At 62.9% G+C, this 20,314-nt stretch carries 17 protein-coding genes and 1 pseudogene; 7 read left to right on the top strand and 11 right to left on the bottom strand.

Annotated elements, in window-relative coordinates:
• Window positions 1-42: 42 nt before the first annotated feature.
• Window positions 43-760 (bottom strand): annotated as a pseudogene (locus tag NKI31_RS02485) (DNA-3-methyladenine glycosylase I).
• 91 nt (window positions 761-851) lie between these two features.
• Here NKI31_RS02485 and NKI31_RS02490 point away from each other — a divergent pair.
• Window positions 852-1,415, top strand: coding sequence for a DUF1003 domain-containing protein (locus NKI31_RS02490; RefSeq protein ID WP_023667551.1), 564 nt, complete (start codon window positions 852-854; stop codon window positions 1,413-1,415).
• Complete coding sequence (locus NKI31_RS02495; protein ID WP_023704560.1) at window positions 1,412-2,020, top strand: DedA family protein; 609 nt, start codon at window positions 1,412-1,414, stop codon at window positions 2,018-2,020. Before NKI31_RS02490 ends, NKI31_RS02495 begins: the two co-directional genes overlap by 4 nt.
• 3 nt (window positions 2,021-2,023) lie before the next feature.
• On the opposite strand, the gene NKI31_RS02500 is transcribed toward NKI31_RS02495, so the two are convergent.
• The 3 genes from NKI31_RS02500 to NKI31_RS02510 all read right to left on the bottom strand — a co-directional run bounded on the left by NKI31_RS02500 (window position 2,024) and on the right by NKI31_RS02510 (window position 3,509).
• Entirely contained in the window at window positions 2,024-2,611 is a 588-nt protein-coding gene (locus NKI31_RS02500; RefSeq protein WP_023708466.1) for a hemerythrin domain-containing protein, read from the bottom strand.
• 43 nt (window positions 2,612-2,654) lie between these two features.
• On the bottom strand, window positions 2,655-3,014 hold the full coding sequence (locus NKI31_RS02505) for a diacylglycerol kinase (protein WP_023681553.1): 360 nt from the start codon (window positions 3,012-3,014) through the stop codon (window positions 2,655-2,657).
• Window positions 3,015-3,089: 75 nt separating this feature from the next.
• Window positions 3,090-3,509, bottom strand: a complete 420-nt coding sequence (locus NKI31_RS02510) for a GFA family protein (protein ID WP_023667555.1) — start codon at window positions 3,507-3,509, stop codon at window positions 3,090-3,092.
• Between the two features lie 338 nt (window positions 3,510-3,847).
• Between NKI31_RS02510 and NKI31_RS02515 the strand changes: the two genes are divergently transcribed.
• The 3 genes from NKI31_RS02515 (at window position 3,848) to NKI31_RS02525 (ending at window position 6,149) form a co-directional block, all read left to right on the top strand.
• The gene (locus NKI31_RS02515; RefSeq protein ID WP_023681555.1) at window positions 3,848-4,918 is read left to right on the top strand and encodes a GGDEF domain-containing protein; all 1,071 of its coding nucleotides are present in this window, start codon (window positions 3,848-3,850) and stop codon (window positions 4,916-4,918) included.
• A 105-nt stretch (window positions 4,919-5,023) separates the two neighbouring features.
• Window positions 5,024-5,419 (top strand): MbcA/ParS/Xre antitoxin family protein, encoded by a 396-nt coding sequence (locus NKI31_RS02520; protein ID WP_023667557.1) that lies wholly within the window; start codon window positions 5,024-5,026, stop codon window positions 5,417-5,419.
• The gene (locus NKI31_RS02525; protein ID WP_352650257.1) at window positions 5,379-6,149 is read left to right on the top strand and encodes an RES family NAD+ phosphorylase; all 771 of its coding nucleotides are present in this window, start codon (window positions 5,379-5,381) and stop codon (window positions 6,147-6,149) included. Before NKI31_RS02520 ends, NKI31_RS02525 begins: the two co-directional genes overlap by 41 nt.
• A 62-nt stretch (window positions 6,150-6,211) precedes the next feature.
• On the opposite strand, the gene NKI31_RS02530 is transcribed toward NKI31_RS02525, so the two are convergent.
• The 3 genes from NKI31_RS02530 to NKI31_RS02540 all read right to left on the bottom strand — a co-directional run bounded on the left by NKI31_RS02530 (window position 6,212) and on the right by NKI31_RS02540 (window position 11,517).
• Window positions 6,212-7,585, bottom strand: coding sequence for a class II 3-deoxy-7-phosphoheptulonate synthase (locus NKI31_RS02530; protein WP_352650259.1), 1,374 nt, complete (start codon window positions 7,583-7,585; stop codon window positions 6,212-6,214).
• A 136-nt stretch (window positions 7,586-7,721) separates the two neighbouring features.
• Complete coding sequence (gene mfd, locus NKI31_RS02535) at window positions 7,722-11,219, bottom strand: transcription-repair coupling factor (RefSeq protein WP_352650261.1); 3,498 nt, start codon at window positions 11,217-11,219, stop codon at window positions 7,722-7,724.
• Between the two features lie 10 nt (window positions 11,220-11,229).
• Window positions 11,230-11,517, bottom strand: a complete 288-nt coding sequence (locus tag NKI31_RS02540; protein ID WP_023681561.1) for an FAD assembly factor SdhE — start codon at window positions 11,515-11,517, stop codon at window positions 11,230-11,232.
• A gap of 308 nt (window positions 11,518-11,825) precedes the next feature.
• Here NKI31_RS02540 and recG point away from each other — a divergent pair, with 308 nt between their 5' ends.
• Window positions 11,826-13,934, top strand: a complete 2,109-nt coding sequence (gene recG, locus NKI31_RS02545; RefSeq protein WP_352650263.1) for an ATP-dependent DNA helicase RecG — start codon at window positions 11,826-11,828, stop codon at window positions 13,932-13,934.
• On the opposite strand, the gene NKI31_RS02550 is transcribed toward recG, so the two are convergent.
• The 4 genes from NKI31_RS02550 to NKI31_RS02565 form a co-directional block, all read right to left on the bottom strand.
• Complete coding sequence (locus tag NKI31_RS02550) at window positions 13,886-14,656, bottom strand: DUF502 domain-containing protein (RefSeq protein ID WP_031193123.1); 771 nt, start codon at window positions 14,654-14,656, stop codon at window positions 13,886-13,888. The genes recG and NKI31_RS02550 overlap by 49 nt on opposite strands.
• A gap of 92 nt (window positions 14,657-14,748) precedes the next feature.
• On the bottom strand, window positions 14,749-16,572 hold the full coding sequence (glmS, locus tag NKI31_RS02555) for a glutamine--fructose-6-phosphate transaminase (isomerizing) (protein WP_023701181.1): 1,824 nt from the start codon (window positions 16,570-16,572) through the stop codon (window positions 14,749-14,751).
• Between the two features lie 194 nt (window positions 16,573-16,766).
• Window positions 16,767-18,140 carry a bifunctional UDP-N-acetylglucosamine diphosphorylase/glucosamine-1-phosphate N-acetyltransferase GlmU gene (gene glmU / locus NKI31_RS02560; RefSeq protein ID WP_352650266.1) on the bottom strand — a complete coding sequence of 458 codons (1,374 nt, stop codon included), beginning with the start codon at window positions 18,138-18,140 and terminating at the stop codon, window positions 16,767-16,769.
• A 792-nt stretch (window positions 18,141-18,932) separates the two neighbouring features.
• Window positions 18,933-19,682: a cytochrome c biogenesis CcdA family protein gene (locus NKI31_RS02565; RefSeq protein WP_352444071.1), complete on the bottom strand. Its 750-nt coding sequence runs from the start codon at window positions 19,680-19,682 to the stop codon at window positions 18,933-18,935.
• Window positions 19,683-19,900: 218 nt separating this feature from the next.
• Here NKI31_RS02565 and NKI31_RS02570 point away from each other — a divergent pair, with 218 nt between their 5' ends.
• On the top strand, window positions 19,901-20,278 hold the full coding sequence (locus tag NKI31_RS02570) for a COG4315 family predicted lipoprotein (RefSeq protein WP_352444072.1): 378 nt from the start codon (window positions 19,901-19,903) through the stop codon (window positions 20,276-20,278).
• Window positions 20,279-20,314 lie beyond the last annotated feature (36 nt).

Genomic DNA, 20,314 nt, shown 5'->3' on the forward strand with positions numbered 1-20,314 from the left:
AATTTGCCCGAGCAATGGCGTTCGTTTGGACCAATTCGGTGATCAGTCGTCGCCCATATATTCGCGCGGCGATTGCGGCGAATGGTTCTCTCCGATCGACATCGCCAGAATGCGCGAAAGGTGCCGGCGCGGCAGGCCGGTTTCCTGCGCCCATTTGTTGATCTGCGCCTGAATCCTGTCGAGATCCCTCTTCGACGTCGGACTTTCGGCGATGTCGAGGCCGGCGTCACGCAAAGCCGCGACCATATCGGCCGAGATGACGAAGGCGTCCCATTGCAGCCAGCGCAGGAAATACTGGCCGGTGTTGCCGCCCAAGCCGGCTGCCATGCTTGCCGAGATACGCCATCAGCCCGACCTGGTCGTCGTCAGGCCACTCCGCGAGGAATTTGCCGAAACCGCCATGTTCCTTCGACACACGCTCAACGAAGGCGGCGTTGTCGCGGACGGATTTGATCTTCTGCGGGTTGCGCACAATGCGTTGATCAGCCGTCAGGTCGTGCCAGAAGTCATCAGGTTGAAACAACAGCCGTTTCGGCTCGAAATGGAGAAAGGCTTCCTCGAAGCCCGGCCATTTCTGTTCGATGACGCGCCAGACGAAGCCGGCGGCAAACACCCGCTCGGCCATCGTCGACAGGATACGATCGTCCGTAATTTCGGCAATCGCAGCATTGTCAGGCGCCGGCCCGAGCAGCGAGGTCAGCACCGCGTCGCCGCCTTTGCGTTTTGCAGCACGGGCGCGAATCTTCGCGAAATCGGGCATCCTGCATCCTCGCGCCGCGCTTTTGACGAAACGCCATCTTCCTATATGCAAACAAGGCTGCCAAGCCGACGCTTTTCCTATGGAGACATCCATGCACAAGACCGTGCCAGAACTTGCCAACCGCTGGTTGAGGCGAACGCCTGAAACCCTCAGCGAGCTCGAGCGGCGGGTGTTGCAGAGCACTGTCGACCGCAAGCCCATCTCGCAGGATATCAACGACAGCCTCACCGGCCTTCAGGGCGCCGGCGACCGGATCGCCGATGCCATTGCCCGCATCGGCGGCTCGTGGACGTTCATCCTGTCATTCATTGCTTTCCTGGTGCTGTGGATCGGCGCCAATTGGTGGCTGCTCGGGCGAGACTCGTTCGACCCCTACCCCTTCATCTTCCTCAACCTGGTGCTGTCGATGATCGCCGCCTTGCAGGCGCCGGTGATCATGATGTCGCAGAACCGACAGGCCGCGCGCGACCGCATCGACGCCGCGCATGACTATGAGGTCAACCTCAAGGCCGAGATCGAGATCATGGCTCTGCATGAAAAGCTGGACGAACTGCGCCACAGCCAGATCATCGGCGTGCGCGAGGACATCGCGCGCCTGGCCGAACAGGTGAACCGCATAGACGAAAAACTGTCGGGCCGGCAAACCTCTCAATGACCGGGATCGTCCATCACCTCATCGAGCAATATGGGTTGATCGCGGTTTTCATGGGCTGTGTCGCCGAAGGCGAAAGTGCGGCCATCCTCGGCGGCTTCTTCGCCCATCAGCATGTCTTCATCCTCTGGAAGGCTTTCCTCACGGCCGCCATTGGCGCCTTCGTCGGCGACACGTTTTTCTTCGTTCTCGGCCGCAGCTTTGCCGACCATCCCAGGGTGCTGAAACTGAAGGCGAGGCCCGGCTTCAACCACGCCTACCGTCTCGTCTCGTCCCATCCCAACATATTCGTCCTGTCCAACCGCTACATCTATGGCCTGCGCCTGGTCGGCGGCATCGCGGCCGGTTTCGCCAGCATTTCGGTAGCGCGCTTCGTTATCCTCAACGCGGTGTCGTCGCTGGTCTGGGCGGCTTTGTTCTGCGGCATCGGCTACGTCTTCGGCCTCGGCGCCGAGCAGATGATAGGCAAGGCACTGCTCCATCACGAACGGCTGCTGATCGCGCTTGCCATAGGTCTGGGTGTCGCCATCCTTGCCTGGCTCATCGCCCGCACCGTCGCCGGCAAGGAGCGCGCCAAGGACGCCCGCGACAGCGAAACCACATCGTAAGGTTCAGTCGTCGTCCTCGACCAGAGCCCGGTCGCCGCGATCGAGGATCAGCGGGATGATGAGATCTTCCTCGTCGGCCAGATGCCGCTTCAGCATGGCAATCAGCCGGCTGTTCTCGTCCGCATAGGCGTCGGCGGCGAAGCGCTGCCTGTCCTCGCTCTCCTCGAGCGTGCGGATGAAGGCGTTCGCCGTCTCGGCGTTGCGCTCCAGCCCCTCATGAATGGTGTGATGGTCGGCATCGAGGATTTCGAAGCCGCGCTTCAGGCGCGGCTCCGCCTTGGCGAAAGCCGGGAAATATTGGTAGTCCTCGACATTGTGGTGGCCGTCGAGATTGCCGAGAAAGTGGTTCAGCCGCGGCGCGAACCAGCGCGCGAAATCCGGCGCCGTCAGCCTGCCTTCGCGATAGTCGCCAATGCCGTTGGTGAGCATGCCGCCCAGCTCTCGGAACATGTCGTGCCGCTGCAGCCACATGTTTGCCATGCCGTGGATGTTGGCGTGGCCCCGCCATGTCTCGCGCGGATATTTTTCCGCCAGCCAGCGCAGGTCTTCCGGCAGGCCGGCTCTTTCAAGCAGCAGAAAATTGGCTTCCACGACGTCAGTCTCCTTTGGTGACTAACATATGGGAGCGTTCAGATCAGATCGGTAGGCCCGTGATGCGCTCGATGAGGGCGATTCCCCAGACGCCGGCGACGATAATAACCGAAATCAGCACCGCCAGCGAGCCGCAGTCCTTGGCGAGCTGGATGTCGACGTTGAACTCGCGACTGAAGGCATCGCAGGCTGCCTCGATGCCGGTGTTGAGCACTTCGACCATGATGAGCAGCAGCACCGCGCCGATCAACAGCGCGTAGCCGCGCCACGAGACCGAGACGAACCAGCCGAGCGGCAGCGCCAGCACCAGCAGCATCAGTTCCTGCTGAAATGCCCTTTCGCTGGCGGCGAGCTTGCGAAAGGCTCGCACAGAATTGAAGTAAGCACCGATCAGCCGCTGCATGCCGCATCCCCTTCGAATCACCGGCAGGGGATATCGCAATGGCTGGATCAAGGGAATAAGGCAGCCGCCGCAAAATCACTCCTCCGCAACCTTGATCGTCGGCGTCGACTTCTCGAACTGCGGCAGTCCATCGTCGATCGTATAGTAGTCGCCCTTGTCGCCGACAAAGATGTGGCATTGGCCTTCGAGCCCGGTCGGGTTGTCGAACGATCCGGCCAGAACTGAGACATAGGCATCCTGACCCGGCTTCCAGAACAGCACCGAGCCGCAGATCTTGCAAAAGCCGCGCTTGGCAAAGGAAGACGATTCGTACCAGCTGATGTTGTCGGCGCCGGTTATCGTGATGTCGCCGTCGGCGACGTTGGTCGCGGCGTAAAAATGCCCGCTCTGCTTGCGGCACTGCGAACAGTGGCAATAAATGACGCCGCGCAACGGCCCTCGCGTCTGGAAACGCACGGCTCCACACAGGCAAGATCCGCTGTGGTTGTTGCTCATCCCTACCTCCACCAGCCATCGTCCACGGCTTCGCCGCTGGCCGAGAGGATTTCAGTTTTGCCGCAGCCGGGCACCGGCAAATGCGACATGGGGTGGGCGTGTTCGGACCTGACCTCAGGATCTTTGCAAACCATTTCTGCAGCCTGCGGTAGAACGGACGCGTTACCTGGCGGCACATTAAGGAAACTTTAGCGCCGGCGCATCTATGGTCGTTGCCAAGCGAATGTCGCGATTGGGGACGTGTCTTTCGCAGGATGATCCGAAATACGGCTGGCACTCTCCGGTCGGCGGCATCTCGCACGGTCTGCGATGGTTCCCAGAGGCAGAGTGAACAGAACATGCAGCCGGCAGCCGTCCAGACCGACCGAAACAGCGACATTGCAACAGCCGTTGTGGCGACCATGCGTCAGCTCGGCGTGCTTGGCCTGCCGCGCAATTACGAAATCTTCTACGAAGCACTGAAAGGCACCAATCGCGAACTCGGCCTGGCCGTCGTCGCGCTCGGCAACCAGCCGACGCAGGACGATCTCGACCGCATCGGCCGCGCTTTCTTTGCCCAGCATCACGGTCCCGGCATTGTCGAGCAGGCGCGCGACGTGCTGGCCAGGGAACTCGAGGACATCGCCTTGCTGCTGCGCAGCGAACGTAGCCATATCGAGAAATACGGCAAGATCCTCGATGAGACATCGAGTGGCCTCGCCAACCGCAGCCTGCTTTCGCAGGATCTGCTGCAGAAGGTCGCCAGCGCCATGGCGGCGGCCACCAACTCGACCCTCGACCACGGCAAGCAGGTTGCAACCACGCTGAGCGACAAGACGGCGGAACTGGAGAGCGTCAAGTCGAAGCTTGAGGAGTACAAGCGGCTCGCCGACACCGACCCCTTGACCCATATCTGGAACCGCCGCGCCTTCGACAAGCAAATCACGGCGATTTACACCTCCAACAAGGGGATCCTGTTCAACGCCCTGATCCTTGCCGACATCGACCATTTCAAGGGTGTCAACGATCGCTACGGCCACCCGGTCGGCGACAAGATCATCCAGATCGTCGCTGAAATCTTCCAGACCAGCATCCGTGAAGACATGTTCGTTGCCCGCACCGGCGGGGAGGAATTCGCGCTGATCGTCGAGGGCGCCAGCGAGGATACCACTTACGAGATCGCCGAACGCATCCGCGTGCTGATCGAACAGACGCCGTTCACCAGCAGCCAGACCGGCGCCAATTACGGCACGGTGACCGTTTCCATGGGCATCTGCATGGCTTCCGAAGCGGAAAGCCCGGAGGATCTTTACACCAAGGCGGACCGGGCGCTCTACCGCTCCAAGGTTGGCGGGCGCAACCGCGTCACCCGGCACTCGACAATGGCCGGCCGCACGGGCAAGAACTGGCTGCTATACAAGAAAGACTGACACTTCGGCGTGCAGCCAATTCCCGGGCACAGGCAAATTTATCGGATCCCGCCTCTTTCCATATGAATTTCAGTGGACTATATTTTCCATGGAAAGAGAGAGGCCATGTCTGTTACACAACCCAATGCCGCCCCTGATCTCACCGCGACGGCGGCCGAAAACGCGGTTCTGACCAAGGCCACGCTGCGCGCCGCCGAACTCTTGGATATAACCGCCAGGGTGCTTGCGTCGATCATCGGCGTCTCGGAAGCCACGGTTTCACGCATGCGCAGGCAGGAATTCCTGCTGGAGCGCGGCACCAAGCCGTTCGAACTCGCGGTGCTGTTCGTGCGGCTGTTCCGTTCGCTCGATGCCATTGTCGGCGGTGACGAGACGATAGCCCGGGCATGGCTGAAGAACGCCAACACGGCTTTCGATGGCAGCCCGCTTGAAAAGATCCTCACCATTACCGGGCTTGTCGATGTCATTGCCTATCTGGACTCCCGACGCGCTCTCGTCTGAAGCCGTCCGGCTCGACGCCAAATACTGGCGCATGGTCGAGGCGCAGCACCGCGTCTCGACGCTGAAGATCGTCGACACGCTGGACGAACAGGCGCTGCTCGAGGATCTGATCGAGGAGACCAAGCCGCAGATCCCCATGGAATGCCGGCATCTCCACTATCTCCTGGCGACGCCCTTCCGCTACGGCTCGATCTATCCCTACGGCTCGCGCTTCCGCCGCGCTGGCCGCACCCTGGGTGTCTACTATGCCGCGGAGACGATCATGACGGCGGTCGCCGAAATGGCCTTCTACCGCTTGTTGTTCTTCGCCGATTCGCCCGACACGCCATGGCCGCACGACGCCGCCGAATACACCGCCTTCGCCGCCGCGATCCGCACCGACAAGGCTGTCGACCTCACGCGGCCGCCACTCGACCGCGATCAGGCTGAGTGGACGCATCCGACCGACTATGCCGCCAGCCAGGCGATTGCCGATGTCGCGCGTGAGGCTGGGCTGGAGGCGATCCGTTACCGTTCGGCGCGCGACCCGAAGGGCGTCAATGTGGCGCTGCTGACATGCCGCGGCTTTACCAAGGCCAAGCCGCTGGAGCCGCATACCTGGCGCATCCGGCTCGGCGCGTTCGGCGTCCAGGCCATCTCAGAATTTCCGGAGAAGCGGATCGAGTTTTCCAGAACCGCCTTTGCCAACGATCCCCGGCTCAACGGATTGCGCTGGGAACGCGGGCGTTGATCTAAACGAAAAAGCGCCGGATTTCTCCGGCGCTTATCATTTCAGTTTCTGAAAACAGGCTCTCAGCCGTTCACGGCCTGCTTGTGCTGGATCGGATGGGTCTTCTTCAAGAGGTCGGACACCAGGAACGCCAGCTCGATCGCCTGGTCGGCGTTGAGGCGCGGGTCGCAATGGGTGTGGTAGCGATCCTGCAGTTCCTCTGCGGTGATGGCGCGGGCGCCGCCGGTGCATTCGGTAACATTCTTGCCGGTCATTTCGACATGGATGCCGCCGGGATGCGTGCCTTCGGCGCGATGCACCTCGAAGAAGGTCTGGACTTCCTTGAGGATGCGGTCGAACGGCCGCGTCTTGTAGCCGGCGGCCTCGATCGTGTTGCCGTGCATCGGATCTGATGACCAGACGACGCTGCGGCCTTCCTTCTGCACCGCGCGCACCAGCTTCGGCAGATGGTCGGCGACCTTGTCGGAGCCGAAGCGTGCGATCAGCGTCAGCCGGCCCGGCTCGTTCTCCGGATTGAGCAGGTCGATCAGTTCCAGCAAGCCATCCGGCGTCAGCGACGGGCCGCATTTGAGGCCGAGCGGGTTCTTGATGCCGCGGCAATATTCGACATGGGCATGGTCGGGCTGGCGGGTTCGGTCGCCGATCCAGATCATGTGGCCAGAGGTTGCATACCAGTCGCCCGACGTCGAATCGACGCGGGTCAGCGCCTCTTCATAGCCGAGCAACAGCGCTTCGTGGCTGGTGTAGAAATCGGTCTCGCGCAAGGCGTAGTTGGTTTCCGAGGTGATGCCGACGGCCTTCATGAAGTCCATCGTCTCGGTGATGCGGTTCGCGAGCTTGCCGTATTTCTCGCCCTGCGGGCTGTCGGAGACGAAACCCAGCATCCAGCTATGCACGTTCTCAAGGCTGGCATAGCCGCCCTGGGCGAAGGCGCGCAACAAGTTGAGCGTCGCCGCCGACTGGCGGTAGGCCATCTCCTGGCGGGCCGGGTCGGGAATGCGCGACTTCGGGTCGAACTCGATGCCATTGATGATGTCGCCACGGTAGCTCGGCAGCGTCACTTCGCCCTTGGTCTCATTGTCGGACGAGCGCGGCTTGGCGAACTGGCCGGCGACGCGGCCGACCTTCACCACCGGCTGCGCGCCGGCGAAGGTCAGCACCACCGACATCTGCAAGAAGACGCGGAAGAAGTCGCGGATGTTGTCCGCGCCATGCTCGGCGAAACTCTCGGCGCAATCGCCGCCCTGCAGAAGGAATGCATCACCGGCAGCCACAGCCGCAAGCTGCTTCTTCAGCTTGCGCGCCTCACCGGCAAAAACCAGCGGCGGAAAGGTGGCGAGCTGAGCTTCGGTGTTCTTCAGCGCGGCAAGGTCCGGATAGGCAGGAACCTGCTTGATCGGCTTCGCTCTCCAAGAATTCGGCGACCATTTCGTCATCGCTGCACCCAAACGCTCTTTCCAGCAGGTCTTTTGCCCGCCATTCCCGCCCCATATGGGGATGGCGGCTCCATACACGAAGCCGATTTCCTATTCTAGACCGGAATTCAAGCGCTGGCGAATGGTAGCCGGCGGGCTATGCGGCCTTCTCCACCAGCCGCGCCAGTTGCGTCATGACGACCGCCGAGCCCGCCAGGCGCTTCTCCGCCGTCGGCCAGTCGCGGATGAAGACCACGCTGTGGTCGGCCCTGATCTTGGCCAGCGAGCCCTGTTCGCCGATGTACTTGACCAGCCCGACCGGGTTGGAAAACTCGCGCTTGCGGAAATGGATGACGACGCCCTTGGGGCCGGCATCGAGTTTTTCGACATTGGCCCTGCGGCAGAGTGCCTTGATGAAGACGATCTTGAGCAGATGCTTCACTTCCTCCGGCAGCGGGCCGAAGCGGTCGATCAGCTCGGCGCCGAAAGCATCGATCTCCTCGGTGTTTTCGAGATCGCCAAGGCGGCGGTAGAGCGCCAGCCTGAGCTGAAGGTCCGGCACGTAGCTTTCCGGGATCATGACCGCCGTGCCCACCGCGATCTGCGGCGACCAGCCGCCATCCTGCACCTCACCGGAATCCTTCACCTCGGCCACCGCCTCCTCCAGCATCTGCTGGTAGAGCTCAAAGCCGACCTCCTTGATGTGTCCGGATTGTTCTTCGCCGAGCAGATTGCCGGCGCCCCTGATGTCGAGGTCGTGGCTGGCGAGCTGGAAGCCGGCGCCAAGCGTGTCCAGCGATTGCAGCACCTTCAGCCGGCGCTCGGCGGTGTCGGTGAGCTTGCGATTGGCCGGCAGCGTGAACAACGCATATGCCCGCACCTTGGAACGGCCGACGCGGCCGCGCAGCTGGTAGAGCTGCGACAGGCCGAACATATCGGCGCGATGGATGATCAGCGTGTTGGCGGTCGGAATGTCGAGCCCGGATTCGACGATGGTGGTCGACAACAGCACGTCGTACTGGCCGTCATAGAAGGCGTTCATGATGTCGTCGAGTTCGCCCGGCGGCATCTGGCCATGGGCCACCGCCACCTTCAGCTCGGGGACGGATTCGCGCAGGAAATCATGGATTTCGGCGAGATCGCTGATGCGCGGAACGACATAGAAGGAATGGCCGCCGCGGTAGCGTTCGCGCAGCAGCGTCTCGCGGATGACCAGCGGGTCGAAAGGCGAGATGAAGGTGCGCACCGCCATGCGGTCGACCGGCGGCGTGGCGATCAGCGACAGTTCGCGCACGCCGGTCAAGGCAAGCTGCAGCGTGCGCGGGATCGGCGTCGCCGACAGCGTCAGCACGTGGACGTCGGTCTTGAGGTCCTTCAGCCGTTCCTTGTGCTTGACGCCAAAATGCTGCTCCTCGTCGATGATCAGCAGGCCGAGATTCTTGAACGAGATCGCCGACCCGAGCAGTGCATGGGTGCCGATGACGATGTCGACCTGCCCCTCGGCGATGGCTTTCTTGGTTTCCGCCAGTTCCTTGGCGCCGACCAGCCGCGAGGCCTGGCCGACGCGGATCGGCAGGCCGGAGAAGCGCTGCGAAAAAGTCTTGAAATGCTGGCGCGACAACAGCGTCGTCGGCACCACGACCGCGACCTGGAACCCTTCCATCGCCGCGATGAAGGCGGCGCGCAACGCCACTTCGGTCTTGCCGAAGCCGACATCGCCGCAGATCAGCCGGTCCATCGGCTTGCCGGCGCCGAGATCGTCCACGACGGCATCGATCGCGCCCTGCTGGTCGTCGGTCTCCTCATAGGGAAAGCGCGCCGAGAATTCGCCGTAAAGCCCTTCCGCCGGCACCATGGGCGGCGCGGTACGCATCTGGCGCTCGGCGGCAATGCGGATCAGCTGTCCGGCCATGTCGAGCAGGCGCTTCTTCAGCCGCGCCTTGCGCGACTGCCAGGCGCCGCCGCCGAGCTTGTCCAGCGTCGCCTCGGCTGTGTCAGAGCCGTAGCGCGACAGAAGCTCGATGTTTTCCACCGGCAGGAACAGCCGGTCGTCGCCGGCATAGTGGATTTCCAGGCAGTCATGCGGCGCGCCGACCGCCTCGATGGTGCGCAGGCCGATGAAGCGGCCAATGCCGTGATCGGCGTGGACGACGATGTCGCCGGCCGACAGAGACGAGGCCTCGGCAACGAAATCCGAAGCGCGCTTCTTGCGCTTCGAGCGGCGGATCAGCCGGTCGCCCAGAATGTCCTGCTCGGCGACGACAACCAGCTGTTCGGTCTCGAAGCCGGATTCCAGCGGCAGCACGGCGAGTGCCGCCTGCCCCGGCTCGAGCTTTTCCGCCTCGGCCAGCGTTGCCACCGGCACGAGATTGCCGAGATGATGCTCGGCGAGAATCTGGCCCAACCGGTCGAGCGAGCCTTCGGTCCAGCCGGCGACAATCACGCGGCGGCGCGCCGCGCGCTCGTCGGCAATATGCTTCACCACGACGTCGAAGACGTTGGCGTTGGGGTCGGCACGTTCTTCGGCGAAGCTGCGGCCATGGCGCGAGCCGCCATGGAAGACCTTCTTGGCCCCGACATCGGGCGCGTCGAAGGCGGTGAAGTCGATGGCTTCGCGCGGTCCGAGCGACGCTACGAGGTTTTCCGGTGAGAGATAGAGCAGGTCCGGCGCCACCGGCTTGTAGGGCACGGCGTCCTTCAAGGCGGCGTCGGCCTGTTTGCGGCGCGCTTCGTAGTGGTCGAGGATCAGCGTGTGACGCTCAGCCAGCGCTTCGTGCGCCAGATGGTCGAAGATGACAGGCGCATCCGGCAGATAATCAAACACTGTCTCCAGCCGCTCGTAGAACAGCGGCAGCCAGTGCTCCATGCCGGCAAAGCGCCGCCCTTCGCTCACCGCCGCATAAAGGCCGTCGTCGCGCTGCGGCGCGCCAAAGGCTTCGATATAGGAGCGGCGGAAGCGGCTGATGGTTTCGGGGGTCAGCGCCACTTCACTCATCGCCTGCAGCGCCATCGACTTGCGCTGGCCGGTGGTGCGCTGCGTGGCGGCGTCGAAGACGCGGATCGATTCCAGCGTGTCGCCGAAGAAATCGAGCCGCAGTGCTTCCGTCCAGCCGGGTGCGTAGAGGTCGAGGATGCCGCCGCGCACGGCGAATTCGCCGATACCGCGCACCGTCGGCACCCGCTCGAAGCCGGAAATCTCCAGCCGGGACACCAGCGCGTTCATGTCGATCTGGTTGCCGGGCCTTGCGTGGAAAGTCTGCGCTTCGACCAGATCGGCCGGCGGAATGCGCTGCAGCAGCGCATTGGCAGTTGTCAGGATGACGGCGCGATGCGGCTTTTTCGCCAGCGCGATCATCGCCGTCAGCGCATCGAGCCGCTTGGCAGCGGCATCGGAGCCTGGCGAAACGCGGTCATAGGGCAGGCAATCCCAGGCCGGCAACTCCAGCACCGGCAGGCCGGGGGCGGCAAAGGTCAGCGCCTCGATGATCGACGGCAGGCGCTGGCCGTCGCGCGCCACGAACAGCACCGGTTTGTCAGGCGCAATCTCATGGATCGCCTGCACCAGCGCAAAGGCTTCGTAGCCATCGGCAACGCCGTCGACGATGAACTGGCCGGCACGGCCTTTCGGCAGACCGATTTTGGGAATGAGGCTCATGGTTGCACGTTTAAAATGTCATGGTCCGGCGCGATGCCAGGATCTTTTGCAGGACGGCACAGTCGATATTCCTGGGAACCGGGCGTTCGCCGGTGACCATGGGCAGGAATTCGGTGTCGGGAATGTCGAGCAGCCTTTCATATTGGTCGATTTCATCGCCGGTCAAGGCGCCGATCTCGTTGTCGGCAAACGTACCGAGGATAAGGTCCATCTCGCGCATCCCGCGATGCCAGGAGCGGAACAACAGCTTGCGGCGCCTGATATCCAGCCCCTCGCTCGATCGTTTCGTCCCGGTCATCGTGCCGCATCCTTGCTTGGTGCGGCGCATATAGCGTGGATAGAGGGCGGTGTCAGCCTTGCAACGCACGGGTGGGCGGCTAAACATCCCGGGTGTGAAGAACACTCCTGACAACGCTGGTGCCGGACACCGCCCGCACTTCACCCTCCCCCTTTTGGGGAGGGTCGGCGAGCACGCTTCGCAAAGCGAAGCGGGTGAGACGGGGTGCGGCGCTGGTGCGCCGCCTTCTTCTGAAGTTAGACGCGCACCTACCCCCACCCCGCTCCGCTTCGCGGATCGACCCTCCCCACAGGGGGGAGGGTAAAGGCATGCGCCCCTCCCTCCTCGACCCTCTCTTCGTCCCCATCACTTCGCTTGCCGGCGTCGGCCCCAAGGTTGGCGCTCTGATCGAGAAGGTGGTGGCGGCCGATCTCGGCGAACGGCCGGCGCGCGCGGGCGACCTGTTGTTCGTGCTGCCGCACACCGTCATCGACCGCCGCAATCGTCCCGGCATCGCGCTTGCGCCGGCCGGCGCCATCGTCACGCTCGACGTGCGCATCGACCGCCACCAGCCGCCGCCGCGCGGCAACCGGTCGGTGCCTTACCGCGTCTATGCCCATGACGACACCGGCGAGATCGGCCTGATCTTTTTCCACGCCCATGCCGCCTATCTCGAAAAGGCGATGCCGGTGGGCGAGCATGTCGTCGTCTCCGGCCGCATGGATTGGTTCAACGGCCGCCCGACCATGGTCCATCCCGACCATGTCGCCCTGGTGAGCGAGGCGGAAACACTGCCGCTGGTCGAACCGGTCTATCCGCTGACCGCCGGCCTGTCGGGCAAGGTACTGCGCCGCGCCATCGGCCAGGCGCTCGGCCGGCTGCCGGAATTGCCGGAATGGCAGGACGGCGCCTTCATGCGCAAGCAGACTTTCCCCGCCTTCGCCGACGCGCTCGCCCGCATCCACTATCCCGCGGACCCGATCGATGTCGCCATCGAGGGGGTGGCATGGCGCCGCCTTGCCTATGACGAGCTTCTCGCCGGCCAGGTGTCGCTGGCATTGGTGCGGGCAAAAGTGCGCCGGCTGTCGGGGCGGCCGCTGATCGGCGACGGTCGCATCGTCGAGAAACTGCGCGCAGCCCTGCACTATTCATTGACCGGCAGCCAGGAATTCGCGCTTGCCGAAATCAATGCCGATCTGGCCGACCCCGAGCGCATGCTGCGCCTGCTGCAAGGCGATGTCGGCTCCGGCAAGACGGTGGTGGCGCTGCTGGCCATGGGGCGCGCAGTCGAGGCCGGTGGCCAGGCGGCATTGATGGCGCCGACCGAGATCCTGGCGCGCCAGCATCTGGCGACGATCACGCCTTTGGCCGAACAGGCCGGCCTGCGCGTCGCCATCCTCACCGGCCGCGAAAAGGGCCGCGAGCGCGCCGATACGCTGGCGGGCCTGGCCAGCGGCGACATCGACATCGTCGTCGGCACCCATGCGCTGTTCCAGGAAACGGTGACCTATCACGACCTCGTCTTTGCCGTGGTCGACGAGCAACACCGCTTCGGCGTCCACCAGCGGCTTGCCATCACCGCCAAGGGCGACGCCCCCGACATGCTGGTGATGACGGCGACGCCGATCCCGCGCACTCTGGTGCTGACCGCCTTCGGCGACATGGACGTCTCCAAGCTGACGGAAAAACCGATCGGCCGCCAGCCGATCCGCACCGTCACGCTGCCGCTGGAACGGCTGGACGAACTGGTCGGGCGCATGCTTGATGCCGTTGCCGACGGCCAGAAGATCTACTGGATCTGCCCGCTGGTCGAGGAATCCGAAGAGATCAAGCTGATGTCGGCCGAGGACCGTTTTGCCTCGCTGCAGCCCTTGTTCGGCGATCGCATCGGCCTCGTCCATGGCCGCATGAAGGGCGCCGAAAAGGACGAGGCGATGCGCGCCTTCAAGGCCGGCGAAACCCGCATCCTGATCGCCACCACCGTTATCGAGGTCGGCGTCGACGTGCCGGATGCAACCATCATGGTCATCGAGCATGCCGAACGTTTTGGCCTGGCGCAACTGCACCAGTTGCGCGGCCGCGTCGGCCGCGGCGACAAGCCTTCTTCCTGCGTGCTGCTTTACAAGGACCCGCTCGGCGAGACGGCAAAACGCCGGCTGTCGGTGATGCGCGAGACCGAGGACGGTTTCCTGATCGCCGAAGAGGATCTGAAGCTGCGCGGCGAAGGCGAATTGCTCGGCACCCGCCAGTCCGGCACGCCGGGCTTCCAGGTGGCGCGCATCGAGGTGCACGCCGACTTGCTCGAAGCAGCCCGCGACGATGCAAGGCTGATCCTGTCGCGCGACCCGGAACTACAGTCTGAGCGCGGCGAGGCGCTGCGCCTGCTGCTCTATTTGTTCGGCCGCGACGAGGCCGTACGGCTCTTGCGCGCCGGCTGAGCGCCCTCGGCGATCAGCCCGCCAAGCGGCGGGTTGGCGAGATCTCCGTCGATCGGCTGGCCGTTCATAGTCACCATTTTCGGCTTGACTTCGGGCGCCACCAGCCCGGCCGAGACGATCAGCCTGGCGCCGTCCTCGATCGTCATGTCGAGCAGCACGATGTCGGATTTCGGCACGTACATCAGGAAACCGGTGGTAGGGTTCGGCGTGCACGGCATGAACACGGCGATCATCGGGTCGCCTGCATGGTCGAGCTTCTGGTTGATCTCGGTTTCCTTCTCGCTGGCGACGAAGACCAGCGACCAGACGCCTTTTCGCGGATATTCGACCAGCCCGACCTGGCGGAACATATCGCCCTTGTTCGACAGCACCGTCTGGAAAATCTGCTTCAGCGAACCGTAGATGCCGCGCACCAGCGGCATACGGCCAAGCAGCCGTTCGCCGAAATTGACGATGGCGCGACCGACGATGTTGGCGGTCATGAAGCCGATCAGCGTGATCAGCACGAGCGCCACGATCAGGCCGAAGCCGGGCACCGGAAACGGCAAATAGGTGTCGGGGCTGTAGCGCGCCGGAATGTACGGCTTCACCCAGGAATCGACCCAGCCGACGAACGACCAGGCGATATAGGCGGTGATCGCCAGCGGCGCGCAGACGATAAAGCCTGTGAGGAAATAGTTCCTCAGCCGGGTCATGCCTGAAGTTCTGGGAGCATCGGACATGGTTCACCGGGGACGCGGGTTGCAGCGCCACACTAGTGAAGCGGACGGCGCTTTGGAACTGCGAAGTTTTTTAGACCCCCGATGAGCGCCGACTACTCCACCGTCACCGATTTCGCCAGGTTGCGCGGCTGGTCGACGTCCGTCCCCATGAACACGGCGGCGTAGTAGGCCAGCATCTGGATCGGCAGCGCATAGATGATCGGCGAGATGATTTCCGGCACGTCGGGCAGGATGATCGTCTCCATCGTCTTGACGCTGACCTGCGCCGCGCCCTTGGCGTCGGTGATCAGGATGATCTTGCCGCCGCGCGCCGCCACTTCCTGCATGTTCGACACGGTTTTTTCGAAGATGCGATCATGCGGCGCGATGACGATGACCGGCATGTTCTCGTCGATCAGCGCGATCGGCCCGTGCTTCAGTTCGCCCGCGGCATAACCCTCGGCATGGATGTAAGAGATTTCCTTGAGTTTCAGCGCGCCTTCCATGGCCAGCGGGAAATTGGTGTCGCGTCCGAGATAGAGCACGTCCTTGTAGCGCGAGATTTCGCGCGCGATGCGCTCGATCTGCTCTTCGAGCTTCAGTACCTGGTTGGCGTAGCGAGGCGCCTCCGAAAGAGCGCGCACCAGCGTCTTTTCCTCATCCTTCGAGATCGTGCCGCGCGCCACACCCGCACGCACCGCCAGCGAGGCCAGCACCGAAAGCTGGCAGGTGAAAGCCTTGGTCGAGGCGACGCCGATCTCCGGCCCGGCCAGCGTCGGCAGCACGACGTCGGATTCGCGCGCCATGGTCGATTCGCGCACATTGACGATGGCGCCGATCTTCATGCCCGCCTTGCGGCAATAGCGCAGCGAGGCCAGCGTGTCGGCGGTTTCGCCGGACTGCGAGATGAAGAAGGCGGCATCATCCGCCGATAACGGCATTTCGCGGTAGCGGAATTCCGAGGCGACATCGATGTCGACCGGCAGCCGCGCATAGCGCTCGAACCAGTATTTGCTGATCAGGCCGGCTAGATAGGCGGTGCCGCAGGCCGAGATCGCCAGCCGGCCGATCTTGGCAAAGTCGAACGGCAGTTCCAGCGGCTTCGACACGCCAGAGACGAAATCGACATAGTGCGCCAGCGTATGCGAGATCACTTCGGGCTGTTCATGGATTTCCTTTTCCATGAAATGGCGGCGGTTGCCCTTGTCGACCATGAAGCTGGTCGACAGTGATTGCTGGCGCTTGCGGGCAACCTCTTTGCCGTCGATGTCGAAGATGGTGACGCCATCGCGGCGCACCACCGCCCAGTCGCCGTCTTCGAGGTAGGTGATGGAATTGGTGAACGGCGCCAGCGCGATGGCGTCGGAGCCCAGAAACATCTCGCCATCGCCATGGCCGACGGCCAGAGGCGGACCATTGCGGGCGCCGACGATGAGGTCCTCGTCGCCGGTGAACATGATGGCCAGCGCAAAGGCGCCTTCCAGCCGCTTCAGCGCCTGGTGCGCGGCCTCGATCGGCTTCAGCCCCTTGGCCAGTTCGCGCGCCACCAGATGCGCTACGACCTCGGTGTCGGTCTGCGACGAGAAGGAATAGCCGTCGCGGATCAGCTCATCGCGCAACTCGGCGAAATTCTCGATGATGCCGTTGTGAACGATGGCGACGCCGTTGGAAAAATGCGGATGGGCGTTGGTCTCGTTGGGCACGCCATGGGTCGCCCATCGCGTGTGGCCGATGCCGATGGTGCCGTCGAGCGGTTCTTCCTTCAGCCGGCGTTCGAGGTTGATGAGCTTGCCTTCGGCGCGGCGGCGGCCGAGCGCACCTTTCTCGACGGTGGCGACTCCGGCGGAGTCATAGCCACGATATTCAAGCCGCTTCAAAGCATCGACAATGAGCGGCGCGACTTGGCTCTGGCCGACAATTCCGACGATACCGCACATGCGCCTGCCCCCGATTCACCTGGAAAACCAGTCCCGATGGAAAACCAGCGTTATCTAGGGATTGCCGGCCCGCCGCGAAAGTCACTTTGCATTTCGTCTGGTGTAACGGAACGCTTCTCAACCCGATGCACCATGACACACCGCTCTTGCAATCCGGTTACCGCAATTCCTCGGTTGTTCAATTGCTTCGGCGGTTAATGGTCGGTGCCGGCCTTTTTCTTCGCCGCAGCGGCCGAGGCAAAGCGCTCGCGCAATTCCTTGCCTTTCCCGGGAATGGTCTTCTGGCGGGCGCGGCCGAAGGCCAGCGCATCGTCCGGCACGGTTTCGGTGATGACGCTGCCCGAGGCGATGTAGCCACCCTTGCCGATGGAAACCGGCGCCACCAGCGACGAGTTCGAGCCGATGAAGGCGCCCTCGCCGATGTCGGTGAAAAACTTCGAGTAGCCGTCATAGTTGCAGGTAATGGTGCCGGCGCCGATATTGGCCCCCGCGCCCACACGGGCATCGCCGATATAGGTCAGATGATTGACCTTGGCGCCCTCCTCGATGACCGCCTGCTTGACCTCGCAGAAATTGCCGACCTTGGCCTTTTGCCTCAGATCGGCGCCAGGCCTGAGCCGCGCGAACGGACCGACGTCGCAATTGGAGGCGATGGTGGCGCCCTCTATGTGGCTGAAAGCGTGTATCTTGGCGCCGGTTGCAATTTTCACGCCCGGGCCGAACCAGACATTGGGCTCGACGATCGTGTCGGCGCCGATTTCGGTGTCGTGCGAGAAATACACGGTCTCCGGCGCGATCAGCGTTACGCCCGACAGCATCGCCTCGTGCCGGCGACGCGTCTGCCAGATGTCTTCCGCCTGCGCCAGTTCGGCTCGGTTGTTGATGCCTAGCGCACTCTCGAAGCTGGTTTCGGTGGCAACGACATCGACGCCCTGCGCGCTGGCGATCTCGACGATGTCGGTGAGATAGAACTCGCCCTTGGCGTTCTTGTTGCCGACCTTGTCGAGCAGTTCGAGCGCATGAGCGCCGGCCACCGCCATCATGCCGGCATTACAGAAGCCGATCTTCTTTTCCTCGGCGGAGCAGTCCTTCTCCTCACGGATGGCGGTGAGCTTGCCGCCCTTTTCGATCAGCCGGCCATAGCCGGTCGGGCAGGGCGGGCGGAAGCCGATCACCACAACAGCCGCGCCATCGGCAAGCTTTTGCCGCGCGGTCACCAGGGCTTCAGCGTCGATCAGCGGCGTGTCGCCGAACATCACGAGAATATCGTCATAACCCTTTGATATCGCATCGCGCGCAGCCCGCACGGCATGCGCAGTGCCGAGCCGCTTCTCCTGCACGAAGGTCTCGGCCTTGGGCGCGAATTTCGCCGCCGCCTTGCGCATATCATCGGCGCCATGGCCGATCACCAGCGCCTGGCTGCGGGCGCCGGCGGCCTCGGCCGCTTTCACCACATGGGCGACCATCGGCAGTCCGGCGATCTGGTGCAGCACCTTCGGCGTCGCGCTCTTCATGCGCGTGCCTTCACCGGCGGCGAGGATAACGGACAGGCAGGATCTGGTTTGCATGTTGGGAGTTTCCGAGGACCGAGATTCGTTGCAGTCTTAGCACCGGAGGCATCGCGGTCCAATGCGGCTGAATTTCGGTAGAAACCTAACAAAGACCCTTGGCGGTCGTCAGGTAAGTATGGTCATCCGCAGGAGACAGAAAGTGCTTTGGGGATGAATACCCAGATTTCGTTCCCGCGAGCTGTCAGTTGGGCCTTTCGGTCCGATTTCGACAAACGGCGGCGATTTGAGTTGGAGAATTCGCCTGCTTTTGACGAGATTGTAGAGCGAATATGCAAGGAAGCCGCTTCAAGAAAGATAGATGCGTCTGTAAGGCCCGGGAACCGAGCCGAATTATTCGGGTGTCATCGCGCTGGGTTTTGTTTGCGGGTTAAGCCAACGACCTTTGACATTTTCTTTAATAGCCCCACGGGTTTGCGAGCTCAGTATCTAGTTCATCCTGATCTTGGACAGGCGGCAAACTGCGTGTTGATCGCGGCTCTCAGATTGCAGTTGCTTGATGCCTATAAGAAGGAATCGCTACCGATTGCGCATAAAAATTGGTCAATCGACAACTCCATCGACGCAACATCGGCAAGGATATGGCGATACGAGTTGGTCTCTACCGCACCCAAACACGATCTTAACATCCCAGGGTGGGACGGACATGGATAGTCCGCCCCAATGGGAGAATGCTTAGTTGTAAATGGTGCGTGGATCGACTCGGATGGCCAGGAGGTAGTCATTCCGGAGAAGATCGGACGGCGATTTGAAGTGCACAGAAGCGGATATTCCTAGGGTCAAGCCCAGCACCTACCCCAGCCGGCCCAGCACCGGAAAATTCTCCAGCAGCCAGTAGGACACCGTCTGCACGCCGCCGGTGAGAAAGAACACCCCGGCGACGACCAGCAGCGCGCCGATGACTTTTTCGACGCGGCCGAGATGGACGCGGAACCTGCCGAGGAAGCGCATGAAGGCGCCGGAGAACAGGGCAGCAATCAGGAACGGAATGCCGAGGCCAAGCGAATAGGCGGCAAGCAGAAGAGCGCCCTCGCCCACCGTCTCGCGGCCGCCGGCCAAGGTCAGGATCGGCCCCAGCACCGGGCCGATGCACGGCGTCCAGCCAAAGGCGAAGGCCAGCCCCATGACATAGGCGGCGACCATGCTGGCAGGCTTGCCCTGCGACTGAAAGCGCGCCTCGCGCGACAGAAGTGGTATGCGCAGGATGCCGAGGAAATTCAGCCCCATCAGGATGATCAGCACCCCGGCCGCCATCGCCAGCGGCTCCTGCCAGACGCGCAGCCAGTGGCCGATGGTCGAGGCGCCGGCGCCAAGCGCCACGAACACGGTGGAGAAACCGAGTACGAAGGCGAGCGAGGAATAGATGAGCGCGCCGCGGGCGCCGGCCTTGGCCGTGACGCCGGCACCGCCACCGCGAAAGTCGTCGACCGACACGCCGGCCATGTAGCAGAGATAGGGCGGCACCAGCGGCAGCACGCAAGGCGACAGGAACGAGATCGCCCCCGCTCCGACCGCGCTGACATAGCCGATGTCCAATGGCATTCCAGAACTCCAGATTCCTTGGCGCCGATATAGCGACGCAAAATCGTGTTCGCCAATCACCATCGTGTGGAATTTGGCTACAGATACGATCCGGCCGGACGAATTGTTGTCGGCCAATCCCAAGTTGACCAAGCCGGGGAAGAAATATCCCTCGCCGAACGTTCACAGAGCGAAGCCGCGATTTCTGCGCGCTTCGTCGGATCACCAGGGAGATTTCCATGAAAACGATCACCGTCGGCCTGGCCGCCCTTCTGCTCAGCACCGCCGCATCCTTCGCCGCCGAAGCGTGGAAGGAAGCCGAAGTCGGTGGCACCAAGATCTACACCGATGCCAATGGCATGACGCTCTATACCTATGACAAGGACGAGAAGGGCAAGACCAACTGCTATGACAAATGCGCCACCAACTGGCCGCCGCTGAAGGCCGAGGATGGCGCCAAGGCGGACGACGAATGGACCATCGTCGAACGCACCGACGGCACCAAGATGTGGGCCTATGACGGCAAGCCGGTCTACACCTTCATCAAGGACAAGAAGGCCGGTGACATCACCGGCAACGGCGTCGGCGAAGTCTGGCACATCGTCAAGGCCGACTGATCGTCCGAACCTCTATCCCGCACCCCATCGGCGGGA

It is taken from the genome of Mesorhizobium sp. M0659, from assembly GCF_040320605.1.
GTDB lineage: Bacteria > Pseudomonadota > Alphaproteobacteria > Rhizobiales > Rhizobiaceae > Mesorhizobium.

Bases quoted from the DNA above. Each gene is read 5' to 3' on its own strand.
- NKI31_RS02490 (WP_023667551.1), top strand. From the start codon at position 852: ATGCACAAGACCGTGCCAGAACTTGCCAACCGCTGGTTGAGGCGAACG.
- NKI31_RS02495 (WP_023704560.1), top strand. From the start codon at position 1,412: ATGACCGGGATCGTCCATCACCTCATCGAGCAATATGGGTTGATCGCG.
- NKI31_RS02505 (WP_023681553.1), bottom strand. From the start codon at position 3,014: ATGCAGCGGCTGATCGGTGCTTACTTCAATTCTGTGCGAGCCTTTCGC.
- NKI31_RS02510 (WP_023667555.1), bottom strand. From the start codon at position 3,509: ATGAGCAACAACCACAGCGGATCTTGCCTGTGTGGAGCCGTGCGTTTC.
- NKI31_RS02515 (WP_023681555.1), top strand. From the start codon at position 3,848: ATGCAGCCGGCAGCCGTCCAGACCGACCGAAACAGCGACATTGCAACA.
- NKI31_RS02520 (WP_023667557.1), top strand. From the start codon at position 5,024: ATGTCTGTTACACAACCCAATGCCGCCCCTGATCTCACCGCGACGGCG.
- NKI31_RS02525 (WP_352650257.1), top strand. From the start codon at position 5,379: ATGTCATTGCCTATCTGGACTCCCGACGCGCTCTCGTCTGAAGCCGTC.
- NKI31_RS02530 (WP_352650259.1), bottom strand. From the start codon at position 7,585: ATGACGAAATGGTCGCCGAATTCTTGGAGAGCGAAGCCGATCAAGCAG.
- mfd (WP_352650261.1), bottom strand. From the start codon at position 11,219: ATGAGCCTCATTCCCAAAATCGGTCTGCCGAAAGGCCGTGCCGGCCAG.
- NKI31_RS02540 (WP_023681561.1), bottom strand. From the start codon at position 11,517: ATGACCGGGACGAAACGATCGAGCGAGGGGCTGGATATCAGGCGCCGC.
- recG (WP_352650263.1), top strand. From the start codon at position 11,826: ATGCGCCCCTCCCTCCTCGACCCTCTCTTCGTCCCCATCACTTCGCTT.
- NKI31_RS02550 (WP_031193123.1), bottom strand. From the start codon at position 14,656: ATGTCCGATGCTCCCAGAACTTCAGGCATGACCCGGCTGAGGAACTAT.
- glmS (WP_023701181.1), bottom strand. From the start codon at position 16,572: ATGTGCGGTATCGTCGGAATTGTCGGCCAGAGCCAAGTCGCGCCGCTC.
- glmU (WP_352650266.1), bottom strand. From the start codon at position 18,140: ATGCAAACCAGATCCTGCCTGTCCGTTATCCTCGCCGCCGGTGAAGGC.
- NKI31_RS02565 (WP_352444071.1), bottom strand. From the start codon at position 19,682: ATGCCATTGGACATCGGCTATGTCAGCGCGGTCGGAGCGGGGGCGATC.
- NKI31_RS02570 (WP_352444072.1), top strand. From the start codon at position 19,901: ATGAAAACGATCACCGTCGGCCTGGCCGCCCTTCTGCTCAGCACCGCC.